The sequence below is a fragment of the Pseudomonas sp. GW821-FHT02A08 genome (genome assembly GCF_059422045.1).
The window spans coordinates 166535-181698 of record NZ_JBWKWD010000008.1 but is presented as its reverse complement, the minus strand read 5'-3'; the positions used below and the strand labels follow the sequence as shown (position 1 = coordinate 181698).

Here is a 15164-nt window from a genome sequence, read left to right as displayed (position 1 = left end):
ACGATGCATCGCCGATGGTAGTGTGGGGTTTCCCCATGTGAGAGTAGGTCATCGTCAAGATTAAATTCCGAAACCCCTATCTGCGTATGCAGGTAGGGGTTTTGTTTTTGGCGTAGAAAAAGCACGATCAATCAAGCACAAATTGGCGCAGTTATTTTTGTCCCGGGACACTAGAATAGGTCCAACTTTTTCAGAGTCAGAGCGCTTATGCCGGAGCCGGTTGACGCCCAAGGGCTGTCAGAATTACCACTAGAAAATCTGGTTGCCTGTCATGAGTGCGACTTGCTCATGCGTAAGCCAGAACTCGCCCATGGCGAAAAAGCCTTGTGCCCGCGCTGTGGCTACGAGCTTTATGCCAATCGGTACAACGTCGTACAGCGCAGTCTCGCCCTGGTCATCGCCGCCTTGTTGTTGTTTATTCCGGCGAACTTCTTACCCATCATGCAGCTCCATCTACTCGGCCAAACTTCGCAAGACACGGTCTGGAGCGGTGTTGTCGCCCTTTTTGACACGGGCATGCAAAGCGTTTCAGTGATTGTGTTCCTGTGCAGCATGGGGATCCCGCTGCTCAAACTGCTGTGCCAACTGGTCGTATTGTTGAGTATCCGTTTCGATGTCGGACGCAGCTACGGCTTGTTGCTCTATCGCATTTATCACCATATACGCGAATGGGGGATGCTCGAGGTTTACTTCATGGGCGTACTGGTGGCGATCGTAAAGCTGGCAGATATGGCAGCCATCACCGTAGGCCTTGGCCTGGCGTGCTTCATTGGTTTGTTGCTGATTCAAGTCTGGTTGGAGGTCGTAATGTCGCCTCACCAGATCTGGCAAGCGTTATCAGGAGAAGATGCCCATGCGGGCGATTGATGCAGGCATTCTGATTTGCAAGGAATGTCATGAATTGAACAGGCAGGAAGCTGATACCGATGAGCAAGTCTGTACGCGCTGCGGTGCGCTGGTGCATGCCCGCAGCCCGAATAGCCTGGTGCGAACCTGGGCATTGCTGATTACCGCCGCCATTCTTTACATACCGGCCAACTTGTTGCCGATCATGACCGTGAACTCCCTGGGCAAAGGCGCGCCCAGCACGATCATGGCCGGTGTGATCGAGTTGATGCACTACGGAATGTTCCCCATTGCGGCCGTGGTGTTTATCGCCAGTATCGTGGTGCCCACGTTCAAGCTGGTGGGCATCGCCCTGCTGCTGTTTTCCGTGCAGCGCCGTCAGCCCCTTTCGGCTCGCCAGCGTATCTGGATGTACCGTTTCATTGAGTTCATCGGCCGCTGGTCGATGCTCGATATCTTTGTGATCGCCATCCTCGTGGCGGTCGTGAATTTTGGGCGGCTTGCCAGCATTGAAGCCAATCTTGGCGCCATCGCTTTCGCCACGGTGGTGATTCTGACGATGCTTGCCGCGGTAACTTTTGATCCCCGACTGATTTGGGATAACACGGAGTCGGACGACGACCATGACTGATTTGCCTGTAGCGAAAACCCGACCGGCTTCGAACTGGTCTGCCATTTGGGTGTTGCCCCTGATCGCCTTGATCATCGGCGGCTGGCTCGGCTGGCGTGCCTATAACGAGACCGGTATCCAGATTCAGGTGCGCTTTGAGAGCGGCGAGGGCATTCAGGCCAACAAGACCGAAGTTGTCTATAAAGGCATGTCGGTCGGCAAGGTCAAAAGCCTCAAGCTCGATGACGAAGGCAGTTCCAAAGGTGTGATCGCCAGCATCGAAATGAACAAGGATGTGGAACAGTACCTGCGCACCAGCACACGTTTCTGGCTGGTCAAGCCGAGCGTGACGCTGGCCGGTATCACAGGTCTTGAGACACTTGTTTCGGGCAACTACGTTGCTATCAGTCCGGGCGAGGGTGAACCGGTCCGCAAGTTCAAGGCCCTGGCCCAGGAACCGCCACTCTCCGATGCCCAGCCCGGTCTGCACTTGACCATCAAGGCTGATCGCCTCGGCTCGCTAAACCGCGGCAGCCCGGTGTTCTACAAACAGATCAAGGTGGGTCAGATCAAGAGCTACGTGCTCTCCGAAGACCAGAGCACTGTCGAGCTCAAGGTCTTCATCGAGCCGACCTACGCCAAACTGGTACGTAAACACACACGATTCTGGAACGCCAGTGGCATCAGCATCGATGCCAATCTGTCGGGTGTGAAGGTGCGCAGTGAATCCCTGGCCAGCATCGTCGCCGGTGGTATTGCGTTCGCCACCCCGGAAAACCGCAAGGACAGCCCGCCTACCGACCCGAGCCTGCCGTTCAGGCTCTATGAAGACTTCGATGCAGCGGCGGCCGGCATCAGGGTCAAGGTCAAGCTCAGCGACTTCGAAGGCTTGCAGGCTGGACGTACGCCGGTGATGTACAAAGGCATTCAGGTCGGCAATCTCAAGGCGCTGAAGGTCGATCCTGATCTGTCCGGGGCCACCGCCGAATTGACGATGGACCCGTTGGCCGAGGATTACCTGGTCGAAGGCACCCAATTCTGGGTGGTCAAACCGTCGATTTCCCTGGCGGGGATTACCGGCCTTGAGGCGTTGGTCAAAGGCAACTACATCGCTGTGCGGCCTGGTGACAAGGGCTCGGCACCACAACGAGAGTTTGCGGCTCGGGCCAAGGCGCCGCCGCTGGATCTGCGTGCACCTGGTCTGCATTTGGTGTTGTTCACGGAAAATCTCGGCTCGCTGGAAGTCGGCAGTCCGGTTCTCTACAAGCAGGTCAAGGTCGGTTCGGTACAGAGCTATCAGTTCTCGCGCACCAAAAAGCAGTTGATCATCGGCGTGCACATCGAGAAGGAATACGAGGATCTGGTCAACGCCTCGACACGCTTCTGGAATGCCAGCGGTATCACGCTCACGGGCGGACTGACCGGTGGAGTTCAAGTCAAGAGTGAATCGCTGCAAAGCTTGATGGCCGGTGGTATTGCGTTTGAAACTCCGGAAGCCAAGGCGCCGCTACAAAAGCGTATTCCACGTTTCCGCTTGTTCGCCAGCCATGACGACGCCACGCAAAAGGGTGAGGTGATCACCATCAGGGTAGACCGCGCCGATGGTTTGCGTACCGGCACGCCGATTCGCTTCAAGGGCCTGGACGTCGGAAAGATCGAGGGCGTTGACCTGAGCGACGACCTGCAATCGGTGTTGCTGACCGCGCGGATTACCGAAGTGCCGGAGCGCATTGCCCGGGTCGGCAGTCAGTTCTGGGTAGTCAAGCCTGAACTGGGCCTGATCAAGACATCCAACCTCGAAACCCTGGTGACCGGGCAATACATCGAGGTGCAACCCGCGCCGAAGAACCTGGGACCGCAAAAGAACTTTGTCGCTTTGGCCGCAACTCCCGAAACTGCAAAGCAGGAAGCGGGATTGAGTCTGGTGCTGAGCGCGGCCCGTCGTGGTTCGCTGAAAGCTGGTGTGCCAGTGACGTATCGCGAAATCACCGTGGGCAAGGTGACCGGTTATGAGCTGGGCCAGACCGCTGATCGCGTCCTGATCCATATCCTGATCGAGCCGAAGTACGCGCCACTGGTACGCAGCGGTACACGGTTCTGGAACACCAGCGGTTTCGACTTCGATGTCGGTCTGTTCAGAGGTGCAACGGTGCGCACTGAATCCCTGGAAACGATGATTCAGGGCGGTGTCGCCTTTGCCACGCCGGATGGCGAGCGCATGGGCAGCCCGGCGCGACCGGAGCAGACGTTCGCGCTGTTCGACAAGTTCGAAGAGGAGTGGCTGGGCTGGGCGCCGAAGATTTCTCTGGGTAAATAGTCTGGGGGTTATGTGGCGTCAGTGATGACGCCTTCGCGGGCAAGCCCGCTCCCACAGGAAACTGCGTTGATCCTGAAGAAATGCGATCAAATGTGGGAGCGGGCTTGCCCGCGAAGAGGCCCTGAAGTTCACTGCAAGGCTAAATGACACACCTATGAAAAAGGCCGCGATCCAATGGACCGCGGCCTTTTTCATTGCCTTCGCTTCAAGCCTCAGACCGCATCCAGCTCCGGTTCATCCGCTTGTTCGTTGACGGTTGCCTTGACCTGGTCGTGACGACGGATGTACTTCCAGTCCGCCTCGTCGATGTAGATACCGGCCGGGCCGCTGCCGCCTTCCAGGTCGATGGCGACACTGGCGCAGACCTGCGGCTTCACGCTGGCCAGGATCGGCACGAAGCCCAGTTGCAGGCTGGTTTCCAGCAAGGCGGCCTGGTTCTTCTCATCGATGTCCGCCGCCTCGTCGAGGTAGTACGGCAGACGCACGCGACCGGCCTGGTCACGGTCCATCAAGTGCAACAACAAGTACATGTTGGTCAGCGCCTTGATGGTCATGGTGGTGCCGTTGGAAGCGGCACCGTCGATGTCGGTGTGGATCACCGGCTGGCCGTTGACCTTGGTGATCTCGAACGCCAGTTCGAACAAGTCCTTGAGGCCGAGCTGATTGTGGTTGGCCGCCACCAGCCGCGCCAGGTATTCCTTGGCCTCTTCGTTCTTGTTGTCCTGCTCGGCACTTTGGCTGAGGTCGAAGACCGACAGGGTTTCGCCTTCTTCATACTGACCGGCGCTGTGGATGATCTGGTCAATGTGCTTGAGCGCTTCCTTGTTCGGCGCGAGCACGATGCGGAAGCTTTGCAGGTTGGAGACCTGACGTTTGTTGATCTCGCGGTTGAACAGCGCCAGTTGGTGTTCGAGGCTGTCGTAGTCGCTGCGGATGTTGCGCAGGGTCCGGGCGATGTCCGTCACGGCGGCGCGGCGAGCCTTACCCAGGGTCAGGGCTTCGTCGGTACGGTGCGCATAGGCGTTGATCAGCAGTTGCAGGCGACGCTCCATATCGTCTTCGCTGTCGAATTTGGCCACGCCCTTGAGGCGCACCTGAGCGTACAGCGCTTCGATCTGGCCGTCGGCCCGCAGCAGGCCTTGCCAGCTGTCCTGATAGTCGTTGAGCAGCGGCAGCAGGTTGTCCATGGAGTCGTCGATCGGGTCCATGAACGGCGTGCCGAACGGCAGGTCCGCCGGCAACAGCTGACGGCGGCGCAGGGCGTCGTCGAGGGTGCGTTGCTTGGCTTCCATGTCGCCGATCTGCCGGCCGACCAGTTGCAGCTTGGCCGACAGTTGCTGGACACGCTCGGTAAAGGCGTCGCTGGAACGCTTCAATTCGTCTTGTGCGGCTTCCATCTGCGCCAGTTGTTCCAGCTTGTCGCCTTCTTCGGCGCTCAGGGTTTGCGCGCGACGGAAGTCTTCCAGGGCTTTTTGTGCGTCCAGCACTTGCTGGTACAGCGCTTCGGTCTGGGTCTTGCTCGCGGCGCGGTCGGCAGCCACGGCTTGCTGGGTTTTCAGCTGCTTGAGTTCTTTTTCCAGGCGTTCTTTCTGGTCGCGCAGGGCCGCGCGGTCAGCCAGAGCCTGCAAGGCCGGCGGTTCGATGTGCGAGATGTCGATGGACAGGCCCGGCACTTCGAAGCGTTCACCTTTGAAGCCGTCGAGGATCAGCTCCACGGATTTCACCCAGTCGCCGTTTTCGTCGAGGGTGATGCCATGTTCGCCCAATGGCAGGCTGAACAGCGCGCTGTTGAACAGGCGCATCAGACGCTCGACGTCTTGCTGCGAGAATTCTTCGCGAAGGCGGGCGTAGCTGTTGTTGTCGGCGTGATCGAGTTGCTGCTTGACCGATTTCAGGCGTTTTTCCAGATCCCGCAGACGCTCTTCCAGATCTTCGGCGCTGAACTGTCGGGACTGCGCCAGCGCACCGGCCAGTTCATCGTGAGCGTCCTTGGCGGCCAGCAGTTGCTGCTCCAGCACCTTGACGTCATCGACCAGGGCAAAGCGATGCTTGAGCACCGACAATTCGCCGAGCCAGCGCTGGATACCGGTGATTTCCCGCTCCAGACGCATCAGTTCCTGAGTGCCACCGCGCTGGTCGTTTTGCAGGGCGTCCTGCTCATTGCGGTAATGCTCGGCCTGAATGGTCAGCTCTTCCTTGCGCGCACTGGCGTAGTCCGACCAGGTGCCCAGCAGTGAATCGAGCAGGGGCGAGATGCGGTGCAGCTTGCCGCGCAGGATGTCGCGTTGCTTCACGCCGTTGGCCAGCGCTTCGACCAACGGGCCGGCGGCGACCAGCGAGTTGTAGTCCTGCTCCATGCGTCGTACATCGCGGAAGGCTTCTTCGCACGCGGCAATGTAATCGACACTGCCGGAACGCAGGCTGTGTTCGAAGGCATCGAGGAACAGCTGCTTGAGCTTGGCCGCAGTGATCTCGCGCATGTGCAGCAGGTTGATGAACAGTGCGCGGAAGGTCTTCAGGCTCTGCTCGCTGGTGGAACGCAACGGAATCAGCGTCAGATCCAGCGGAATCGAGGTGTGACCACCGACCAGCAAACGGCGCAGTTCGTCCGGCTTGAGCTCGTAGGCTTTCAGGCCTTCGCGCTCAAGGTTGGTGAACAGCTCTTTCTGGCGCAGGCAGGTGTCGTTTTTCTGGTAGTGGGCCAGGTCCAGCTTGCCGGCATAGGCAAAGAACTGGTGGCCGAAACCACCGCCCGGGCCGCGGCCGACCACACCGATCACGTGGGGGCCGTGGGGCAGGTTCACTTCCACCAGAATGTAACTGGTGTCCGAGGCGAAGTAGAAGCGCCGGGACTGCTCCAGGCTGTACTTGCCGAAGCTCATGTCCGACATGCGCGCCAGAATCGGGAACTGCAGGGCGTTGATCGAGGCGGACTTACCGAGGTTGTTCGCGCCGTAGACCGACAGCGGCTCTTCCAGCGGGAACAGGCCGAGGCTGTAGCCGGCGGTGTTCAAAAGGGCAAAGCGGCGGATGCCGTAACGTTCCTTGCTCATGCGTCGAGCTCCTGTTCTTCGGCAATGGCCCGGGCCAGGGCGTCTTCTTCGCTTTCACTTTCGAATTCGCTCAAGTCGAGCGGATCGTCGGTCTGCAGCAGTTTTTCGTCGCTGTCTTCGTCGATCAGCACCGGCACCGGCAACGGCAGGACGCTGTGCAGGCTGGCGGCCAGGTCGCGGTCCTGCTGCACCGACAGGCACACATCGAGGAAGCGGTGCATCGGCGGCAGGAAACGGTAGATGCCGTTTTCTTCGCTGGCAAAGCCGAGCTGGGTCATGCGGCGCATGATCTTTTCTTCCAGTTCGTCCTGGGTCTGCACTTCGGCCTGGATGAACAGGTCGCGGTACTTTTCCAGCAGCGACGGCAGTTCGTCGCGACCGAGGCTGCCGCCGTCGAGCACGGAGATCGGGTCGCGGCCCTGGTCGGCCAGGTGCTCGACGAGGATGAAGGTAAACAGCGCCAGGCGCTGGGCGGTCTTGTTCACCGCGGCGGCAGCGAGGTCCGGCACGAAGTAGTAGAAACCGCGGGTGTCGCAGACCAGTTCAAAGCCCAGGGCCTTGAACAGCGTGCGGTATTGGTCCTGAAAGTTCGACAACTGTGCGTACAGCTCCGGATCGCGGCGGCTGACGTGATAACCCTTGAACAGCTCGCGAAAGATCGGTGCCAGATGGGACAGTTCGGATAGATCAAGATGCATAAGGAGTGCTCGCAGAATTCTCGGCGGCGGTGTCGCTGACCGAGAGCAGGGCGAAGGAGCGCAGGCTGACCTGGTGCTCGTGAGTATGGTATTGGCGACGTTCCAGACGCTCGCGCTTGAAGCGTTTTTCCCGCGACAGGCGCGAGAACCAGTACAGCAGCTCGTCGGTGGCGCCGTCCGGTTCCTGCTCCAGCAGCCAGGTCATCAAGTCCGGCATCGGCAAGGCGTCTTCGCAGCGTTCGAGCATTTCCCGAACCGTGCGAGGCGCGCGCGGTGCATCGCCGCCCTTGTGGGTCTTGTGGGCCTTGGGGAAACGCGCCGGTTTCGGTTCGAAACGCGCCAGGGCGTAAACGTAGGCTTCGACCTGACTGGCACTGCCGAGGAAGGTGCTCTGTGGGCGAGTGAACATCGGCATGGCCGCTTGCGGTACGGCGTCGAGGCCCTTGCGACGGATCATCGACAGGGCCAATGCGGCGCCACGGGTCACGGCGTTGTGCCGGCGCGCTTCTTCACGCAGCGGCAGCAGCAGCTCGCGAGCATGACGCAGGGTCAGCTGGGCGCTGGTCTGCATTTCGAGGATGCGCGCGTGGGTGCGCAGCAACATGTCGTCGTCGACCAGGTGGCCGAGGCGCTGCTGTTCGCTGAGCATCTTCAGCAGCACGGTTTCGACCTTGCGCACGCCTTGTTCGAAGGCGCCATCGGCGTTCACCAGATCAATCATCGGCTCGACGTATTCGTCCCAGGTCGCTAGTACTTCAGCGTAACGCTGGCGCAACGGAATCTGCCGGTCGCTGGTTTTCGCCCGTTCGGCGACGGCCACCAGTGCCTGTTCATCGTTATCGAGTTTTTTCAGTACATCGCGAACCCGCATGTCGAGCAGGCGCAACTGGCGGGCCAGGTCGTTGCCATCGCGAATCTCGAAGGCGTCCTGGATATAACCGGCCAGACGCTCGAGGTGGCGCAGGTAGGCTTCGATTTCCAGGCAAAGGCCCAGGCGGTGTTCACGGCGCAGATAGGCGAGGAAGTCGTGAATCTGCGCATTGAGCTCGAAACGGTTCGGGCTTTTGGCCACGGGAACCAGGATATCGAGGCGAATCCACACATCCAGCAGGCTGGTGATGTCCTGCGGCGTACTGTCGAGTTGCTGGGCGGCCAGTTGCGTGCGCAGTTCGTTCAGGCTCAGTGTGCCTTGGTCGAAGTGCTCGCACAGTGGCTCCAGAAGTGCCCAGTGTTCAGCGAGGGCGCGCAAGACGCGCTTGGGTTCGATCATCGGAATGGCCGGCTGGTTGGCGATTAAAAGCCGCGATTGTACTGCATCGGGGGCAATGCGATTCAATCTCGGGACAGACTGTCGCCTTCTTTTCGGTAAAGTGCATCGATCAACTGCGGGCGATCTTGAGCGAACGGCGGTAGAATCAGCGCACTTTAGTTATCCACAAGTGGCCGACCTTTGCTTATCGAGTCCCGTCGTCGCGCTTATCTGGCCGCCATGCAGGTGGTCAATTGGCTGCCGCGCACCGAATTGCCCTTTGCCGCGCCGTCGCGGCCCGAGCTGCTGGAGATCCCCGAGCCGGTGGTGGTCGCGCCTGTCGTGCCCGCTGTTGTGGCTCAGACGCCCGTGGCGCCTGTGGTCAAGCCGGCCGAACGGGCGAAGGTCGAGGTGTCGCGACCATCGTTGGCCAGCACCCGCACCGGGGCCAAACCGGTGGAAGAGGCCGAAGAGGCACCGGTCGTGGTCAAGGCGCCGGTCGTGCCACCCCCGCGTTTCGCCCTGCAATTGCTACGGGCCGGGCGTTGCCTGCTGCTGGTGGAGTTACCCACAGGCGAACCCTTCCAGACTCGCGATCCTGCCTACCTGCTGCTCAAGGACATGCTGCGCGCGGCCGGTCTGCCGGACAGCCCGCAGATCGTCGGTGAGCCGGTGCGTTGGCCTCTGTTGGTGCGTGGCACGATGGATCAGGGCCCGGAAGCGGCCCGCGACTTCGTGCAAGGTTTTCTCTCGGTGCGCATGGAAGAAACGCCCTGCGCCTGCTTGTGGCTGATCGGCCTGCCCGCGGTGCGATTTGCCGGTGAGGCGGATGCCGAGGCATTCAATCGCGAATTGCAGATCGAAGGCCTGGGCTCGGCCTGGGCGGTGCCGGGCCTGGAATTATTAATGGAAGAGCCACAGCGTAAGGCTGATGTCTGGCAAGCCATGCGTCGGCTGATGGCGCGCTGGAAAGAATCGAATGAGTGACGCTGTATCGTTTCGCCCGATGACCGAGGCGGACCTGGAAACTGTTCTGAAAATCGAATACGCGGCCTACAGCCATCCCTGGACCCGCGGGATTTTCCTCGATGGCCTGGGCAAGTATCAGATCTGGCTGATGTTCGAAGGTCAGCAACAGGTCGGCCACGGAGTGGTGCAGATCATCCTCGACGAGGCGCACCTGCTGAACATTACGGTCAAGCCGGAGAACCAGGGCCGTGGCCTGGGGCTGACATTGCTTGAGCATTTGATGTCGATCGCCTACAAGGCCGACGCCCGGGAGTGCTTCCTGGAAGTGCGCGACAGCAATACCGCGGCGTTCAAGTTGTACGAACGTTACGGCTTCAATGAGATCGGTCGGCGTCGGGATTACTACCCGGCGGTGGGCGGGCGCGAAGATGCGGTGGTCATGGCTTGTACTTTGGTGGATTGAGCTTGAACGCTTCGTCGGATCGCCGCCCGGAGCAAGCCCGCTCCCACATTTGGAATGCATTCCCCTGTGGGAGCGGCGGTGCGACGATTCGACTTGCTCGCGAAGGCGGCTGAACAGGCACTAAAAAAATCAGCGCTTGCCGTCCATCGGATCGCACCGCGCCAGTTCCGCCTCATCCAGGCCATCGCCTCCGCCGATATCATCCTCATCGACGATGCTCAGGTCCCAATCCGCACGCCTGTCATTGCCCGCCTCATGGGCATCCCGGGCGCCGTCTTCGCGGATCAGGGTTTCCGGGCTCAGATCGTCGTCGGTAGGTTGATGGTCACCGGTCGAGGCTCCGGTCAGGCCCGCTTCACGTCCTCGCCGACGAGGCATCAGTTGCTCGCGCTCCCTTTCCGGCAGTTCGTCACCGATTCTGGCGCCGGGCTCTTCTTCATCGAAATCCAGCTCGCGCACCGAGCCCATGCGGTCTTCGTTGTCATCGACGGGTTCCGGTTGCACCGCATCGTACGGACGTCGTGAATCATTCATGGTAATTCCTCATACTGTAGGCCTTACTACGGTTGACCCACTTGGCTTCCGAGAATTCCACCGGCATGGAGCCCCGTGTTCCGGATCAGGAGAGCATCTGCATTTCGCGCGTGACCCCGACGGACGGTTGTCAGTCAAAGCTGCGCATCATTCTTGAGGCTTCAAAGCATGAACGAATTACAAGATCTGATTGATAACAACGAGCGTTGGGCCGCTGCGATCAAGGAGGAAGATCCTGACTTCTTCGCCAAGCTGGCCCGCCAACAGACCCCTGAGTTCCTGTGGATCGGTTGTTCCGACGCCCGGGTGCCGGCCAACGAGATCGTCGGCATGCTGCCGGGCGATCTGTTCGTACACCGTAATGTGGCCAACGTCGTGCTGCACACGGACCTGAACTGCCTGTCGGTGATTCAGTACGCGGTCGATGTACTCAAGGTCAAACACATTCTCGTCACCGGCCATTATGGCTGCGGCGGTGTGCGTGCTTCGATGCAGGATCGCCAGTTCGGCCTGATCGACGGCTGGCTGCGTTCGATTCGCGATCTCTATTATGAAAAACGCGAAGAACTGGCCAAATACGCCACTGAAGAGGAGCGCGTCGACCGCCTCTGCGAACTCAACGTGATCCAGCAGGTGGCCAACGTCGGGCATACCAGCATTGTGCAAAACGCCTGGCACCGTGGGCAGAGCCTGTCGATCCACGGCTGCATCTACGGCATCAAGGACGGCCGCTGGAAGAGCCTGAATGCGACCATCAGCGGGTTCGAGCAACTGCCGCCGCAGTACCGCCTGCGTCCGTTCGAACCTCTGTGAAACCCTTCAATACCGACTTCGCCGACGCCACTGTTGTAAATACAGTTGGCCGTCGGCGTTCGGCTCTTCATCGTAGCCGGTAATCCAGCCACGGCACTCGTATGAGCCGCAATGGCAGGCAAACTGGCGTTGCAGTTTGTCTTCGCTGGCGGCGAAGTCCATGGTCAGCCAGTCCCCCTTGCTGATGTCCTTCAGCGCCCATAACCACAACTCGCTCAAATCCAGAAAGATATTGGGGTCGCAGGAGTGTCGCAAAAGTCCGCAGAAGCGCGGGTCGTAGACGTGCACACCCGGGGCGAGCTGGCGGGTATGCCGGCAGCGATAGGGCAGCAAGTGCCCCGACGCCCGGCACAGACGAGTGATTCGCGGGAATTCGCGCCGTGCGGCAACAGCCGTGGCTTCGCCCTTGGCGTTTTCAATGATTTCGAAGTCGGCCAGGGAAGGAAATCCCAGGCGAACGGGCAGCTCCGAAAAGGGGTAAATACCTTGCGGCGGTTGTGGGCGTTTTCGTTGAGAGGCGTGAGCTTTCATAACTATCCCTGTCTGCTGGGTGCTGCGACTTCCTTGCGCCGACGGTCCTGTCAGCACAGCAGCACATGGGTTCAGCCCAAGCCTCTCGCAGATACTACGGGCGGTCTACTGTCATAAGTGACAGATTTGACCGCCGTTCATCGGATTACAACGGCGGAGCAGGTTTTGCCGTGGCTGGCGCTGGGGCCTTGAGCTGCTTGAGCTGGGACACGATTGAAGCTGTCGCGCATTTACCCACAGCCTGTTGGGGCGACAGGTTGCGGATCGAGGTGTAGAACAGCTCGCAGGTTTTTTCTTTCTGGGCCACTTGCCAGGTTTGCCGGCAGGTATTGAGCTCAACGTCCGGATTGCTGTCCGGTTGGCGGCCCATGGCGGCCTGCCAGCACGCAGCACTCAAGTCCTGGCCCATGACTTTCAGGCCGGCCGCATCGGCCTTGGCCTGGGCGTCACTGCCGGTATAGCTTGCCGGATCGGCGGCATACCAAATGTAGCTCGGGTGGTTGGAGCCCAACACGGGGACCTTCACGCCGTTGTCCGGGGTGATCTGGACCAGGCTCAACACGTTCACCGTCTGCCCGTACTGCTCTTTGATCCAGTTACGCACCGGCGAGCCGAAGGCGACCATCGGCAGGGCTGCGCCGCTGGCGTTCAGGCTGACTTCCTTGACCATGGTGGTCTGGTAATCCTTGAAGTAGCCGTAGACGCCTTCGAGGTCCTTGCCCGCGTTGGACGGCGCGGCAATCGGGGCGATGTCGATGATTGTCTGGTAGCCCGGTGTCTGCCCGGCCGGAATGCCGTTGGCGGTCAGCAGGGTGGCCCAGCGATCCGTGGTGGCGGACCTCAGGTAATCCTGGGCCTGGGTCAGCGAATAGTCTGGCGGAAAGTGCAGCAGTTCGATGCTTTTGCGGTTTTCCAGGGCCATGCCCAGCGGCAGGAACAGATACCAGCTGTACGCCCACTTGCCATCGGCATTCAGTTTACTGGCGCCGTTGTAGGCCAGGTCGCCGGCGTCGAGTAGCGCGGCCAGGGGCTTTTCATAGCCGTTGGGTACGCCGCTGATTTCAGCGTAGAGCTGACCATTGTCGGTTTTGACCAGAACCTTAGCGTCGCCGTAGCCATCGCGTTGCACGCTCTGGGTCAGGTAGTGCTCTACGGTTTGCTCAAGCGTCCAGTTGCGAAAGCAGATCACGTTGCAGTTGTTGGGATAGGCGAAGAGCCGGGTAACGCGTTCGGTACTGCCCAGTTTCAAGGCGACATCGGCGTGGGCAGCGGCACTCAGGGTGAGGGCCGCGAAAGTGAGTCCTGCGAGTTTTAGCATGCTCAGATCCTTTTCAGCGTGGTTTCCCGTTAACGTGGGTGCTACATACTGAAACCGCTGGTGGCACATTTCAAATGTGGGAGCGGGCTTGCTCGCGAATGCATTGGATCAATCGACCTCCACGTTGATTGACACACCGCCTTCGCGAGCAAGCCCGCTCCCACATGTATTTTCGTAGGTTGTAAATTCAGGCTATGGCATCACCGGCGGCGTATAGGCCAGCGTCGTCCCCAACACCCAGAGTAGCAGCAGCACCAGTGGCGTGTGCACCAGCAACTGTACGAACGAGAAGCCGATCAGGTCCCGCGCCTTCAACCCCAGTACGCCCAGCAACGGCAGCATGTAGAACGGGTTGATCAGGTTCGGCAAGGCTTCGGCGGCGTTGTAGATCTGTACCGCCCAACCCAGGTGATAGTTCAGGTCATTGGCCACCTGCATCACGTACGGCGCTTCGATGATCCACTTGCCGCCACCGGACGGAATGAAGAAACCGAGGATCGCCGAGTACACGCCCATCAACAGGGCATAGGTGTCGTGGGAGGCAATGCTGACGAAAAAGGTCGAGATGTGGTGCGCCAGGGTCTGCGCATCGGCGCCTTTGACCGTGGTCATCAGGGCGGCGATCGAGCCGTACAGCGGGAACTGGATCAACACGCCGGTGGTGGTCGGCACTGCGCGGGACACGGCGTCCAGAAAGCTGCGCGGGCGCCAGTGCAGCAGGGCGCCCAGCATGATGAACAGGAAGTTGTAGGTGTTCAGCCCGGAAATCGCGCTGATGGCCGGCTTGGTCGAGAACTCATGGAACAGCCAGCCACCGGCCAGCAGCACCAGCAGGATCATCAGCAGCGGGCTGTATTCCAGCCATTCGCCGGGGCGGGTGCGTGGTTGCAGCGGCGGCAGGTTGAAGCTCGGGTCAACGCCGCACGCCTTGGCGTCACGCGCCGAGTTCGGGCCAGGGGCGGTGGCGTAGGCAATGATCAGAGAGATGACGATCAAGGCCAGCAACATCACGCCGGACTGCCAGAGAAAGATCGTCTGCGTGAACGGAATCACCCCGGTGATCGACAGAATCGACGGCGGCAGGCTCGCCGGATTGGCCTGCAATTGTGCGGCCGATGACGACAGACCCAATGCCCACACGGCACCAAGACCCAGGTACGCGGCGGCACCGGCGGCGCGGTAGTCCATTTTCAGATCGGTACGGCGGGCCAGGGCGCGCACCAGCAGTCCGCCGAACACCAGGGACAGGCCCCAGTTCAGCAACGAGGCGACCATCGAGATCAGCGCGACCCAGGCCACGGCGGAGCGGCCGTTTTTCGGGAGCTTTGCCAGTCGGTCGATCAGTTTGACCGCTGGCGGCGAACTGGCGACCACATAACCGCCGATCACCACGAAGGCCATCTGCATGGTGAAGGGTATCAGGCTCCAGAAACCATCGCCGAACGCCATCGCGGCATCGGTGGGCTTGGCACCCATCGCCATGGTGGCCAGGGCCACGATAATCACCGCCAGGGCAGCAAACACCCAGGAGTCGGGGAACCAGCGTTCGGCAAAACTTGAGCAGCGCAGGGCAAATCGGGCAGAGCGGCTATCTTCGATATCAGCGGCCACGGGGGGTACCTCGGATTTTTATGTTTGTCGTGGTCTTCGGGGCAGTAACCGCCCGTCTGGACAGACGCCAACATTAATTCAAGCCGAGGATTTTTGCGGAGCTGTTTCGTGGCTATGGGACTTTGGTCTAACGGGTTGTCCGCCGGTGCGTT

General features: G+C 60.2%; 13 protein-coding genes. 6 read left to right on the top strand and 7 right to left on the bottom strand.

Going from position 1 to position 15164, the window contains the following annotated elements:
* Window positions 1–207: 207 nt before the first annotated feature.
* Genes AC07W4_RS08835 through AC07W4_RS08825 form a run of 3 tightly spaced genes read left to right on the top strand, consistent with a single transcriptional unit; the run spans window position 208 to window position 3773 of the window.
* Window positions 208–867 carry a paraquat-inducible protein A gene (locus AC07W4_RS08835; protein ID WP_495032169.1) on the top strand — a complete coding sequence of 220 codons (660 nt, stop codon included), beginning with the start codon at window positions 208–210 and terminating at the stop codon, window positions 865–867.
* Complete coding sequence (locus AC07W4_RS08830) at window positions 854–1477, top strand: paraquat-inducible protein A (RefSeq protein WP_007997011.1); 624 nt, start codon at window positions 854–856, stop codon at window positions 1475–1477. The genes AC07W4_RS08835 and AC07W4_RS08830 overlap by 14 nt, the downstream gene beginning before the upstream one ends.
* Window positions 1470–3773, top strand: coding sequence for a PqiB family protein (locus AC07W4_RS08825; RefSeq protein ID WP_495032168.1), 2304 nt, complete (start codon window positions 1470–1472; stop codon window positions 3771–3773). The genes AC07W4_RS08830 and AC07W4_RS08825 overlap by 8 nt, the downstream gene beginning before the upstream one ends.
* Window positions 3774–3985: 212 nt before the next feature.
* Here the strand turns inward: AC07W4_RS08825 and mksF are convergent, their stop codons facing one another.
* From mksF to mksB, 3 genes are read right to left on the bottom strand one after another with little or no spacing between them, the layout of a single operon-like run.
* Window positions 3986–6826, bottom strand: coding sequence for an Mks condensin complex protein MksF (mksF, locus tag AC07W4_RS08820; protein WP_495032167.1), 2841 nt, complete (start codon window positions 6824–6826; stop codon window positions 3986–3988).
* On the bottom strand, window positions 6823–7524 hold the full coding sequence (mksE, locus tag AC07W4_RS08815; RefSeq protein ID WP_495032166.1) for an Mks condensin complex protein MksE: 702 nt from the start codon (window positions 7522–7524) through the stop codon (window positions 6823–6825). Before mksE ends, mksF begins: the two co-directional genes overlap by 4 nt.
* Window positions 7514–8794, bottom strand: coding sequence for an Mks condensin complex protein MksB (gene mksB / locus AC07W4_RS08810; protein WP_495032165.1), 1281 nt, complete (start codon window positions 8792–8794; stop codon window positions 7514–7516). The genes mksE and mksB overlap by 11 nt, the downstream gene beginning before the upstream one ends.
* A 219-nt stretch (window positions 8795–9013) precedes the next feature.
* Here mksB and AC07W4_RS08805 point away from each other — a divergent pair, with 219 nt between their 5' ends.
* Both AC07W4_RS08805 and rimI read left to right on the top strand, forming a co-directional pair.
* A complete protein-coding gene (locus tag AC07W4_RS08805) occupies window positions 9014–9760 on the top strand; it encodes an energy transducer TonB (protein ID WP_495032172.1) in 747 nt (248 codons plus the stop codon).
* Window positions 9753–10205: a ribosomal protein S18-alanine N-acetyltransferase gene (gene rimI, locus AC07W4_RS08800; protein ID WP_007978046.1), complete on the top strand. Its 453-nt coding sequence runs from the start codon at window positions 9753–9755 to the stop codon at window positions 10203–10205. Before AC07W4_RS08805 ends, rimI begins: the two co-directional genes overlap by 8 nt.
* Window positions 10206–10334: 129 nt before the next feature.
* Here rimI and AC07W4_RS08795 read toward each other — a convergent pair whose 3' ends face one another.
* Window positions 10335–10739 (bottom strand): serine kinase/phosphatase, encoded by a 405-nt coding sequence (locus AC07W4_RS08795; protein ID WP_495032164.1) that lies wholly within the window; start codon window positions 10737–10739, stop codon window positions 10335–10337.
* A 168-nt stretch (window positions 10740–10907) separates the two neighbouring features.
* Here AC07W4_RS08795 and can point away from each other — a divergent pair, with 168 nt between their 5' ends.
* Entirely contained in the window at window positions 10908–11552 is a 645-nt protein-coding gene (can, locus tag AC07W4_RS08790) for a carbonate dehydratase (protein WP_008046121.1), read from the top strand.
* Between the two features lie 6 nt (window positions 11553–11558).
* Here the strand turns inward: can and AC07W4_RS08785 are convergent, their stop codons facing one another.
* From AC07W4_RS08785 to AC07W4_RS08775, 3 genes are all read right to left on the bottom strand, one after another.
* Window positions 11559–12083, bottom strand: a complete 525-nt coding sequence (locus AC07W4_RS08785; RefSeq protein ID WP_495032163.1) for an SET domain-containing protein — start codon at window positions 12081–12083, stop codon at window positions 11559–11561.
* Between the two features lie 145 nt (window positions 12084–12228).
* Entirely contained in the window at window positions 12229–13401 is a 1173-nt protein-coding gene (locus tag AC07W4_RS08780) for a hypothetical protein (protein ID WP_495032162.1), read from the bottom strand.
* Between the two features lie 192 nt (window positions 13402–13593).
* Window positions 13594–15012: a short-chain fatty acid transporter gene (locus AC07W4_RS08775; RefSeq protein WP_008046111.1), complete on the bottom strand. Its 1419-nt coding sequence runs from the start codon at window positions 15010–15012 to the stop codon at window positions 13594–13596.
* Window positions 15013–15164: the final 152 nt, after the last annotated feature.

Excerpts from the sequence above, each read along its gene's own strand:
- AC07W4_RS08835 (WP_495032169.1), top strand. The coding sequence starts at position 208 with ATGCCGGAGCCGGTTGACGCCCAAGGGCTGTCAGAATTACCACTAGAA.
- AC07W4_RS08830 (WP_007997011.1), top strand. The coding sequence starts at position 854 with ATGCGGGCGATTGATGCAGGCATTCTGATTTGCAAGGAATGTCATGAA.
- AC07W4_RS08825 (WP_495032168.1), top strand. The coding sequence starts at position 1,470 with ATGACTGATTTGCCTGTAGCGAAAACCCGACCGGCTTCGAACTGGTCT.
- mksF (WP_495032167.1), bottom strand. The coding sequence starts at position 6,826 with ATGAGCAAGGAACGTTACGGCATCCGCCGCTTTGCCCTTTTGAACACC.
- mksE (WP_495032166.1), bottom strand. The coding sequence starts at position 7,524 with ATGCATCTTGATCTATCCGAACTGTCCCATCTGGCACCGATCTTTCGC.
- mksB (WP_495032165.1), bottom strand. The coding sequence starts at position 8,794 with ATGATCGAACCCAAGCGCGTCTTGCGCGCCCTCGCTGAACACTGGGCA.
- AC07W4_RS08805 (WP_495032172.1), top strand. The coding sequence starts at position 9,014 with ATGCAGGTGGTCAATTGGCTGCCGCGCACCGAATTGCCCTTTGCCGCG.
- rimI (WP_007978046.1), top strand. The coding sequence starts at position 9,753 with ATGAGTGACGCTGTATCGTTTCGCCCGATGACCGAGGCGGACCTGGAA.
- AC07W4_RS08795 (WP_495032164.1), bottom strand. The coding sequence starts at position 10,739 with ATGAATGATTCACGACGTCCGTACGATGCGGTGCAACCGGAACCCGTC.
- can (WP_008046121.1), top strand. The coding sequence starts at position 10,908 with ATGAACGAATTACAAGATCTGATTGATAACAACGAGCGTTGGGCCGCT.
- AC07W4_RS08785 (WP_495032163.1), bottom strand. The coding sequence starts at position 12,083 with ATGAAAGCTCACGCCTCTCAACGAAAACGCCCACAACCGCCGCAAGGT.
- AC07W4_RS08780 (WP_495032162.1), bottom strand. The coding sequence starts at position 13,401 with ATGCTAAAACTCGCAGGACTCACTTTCGCGGCCCTCACCCTGAGTGCC.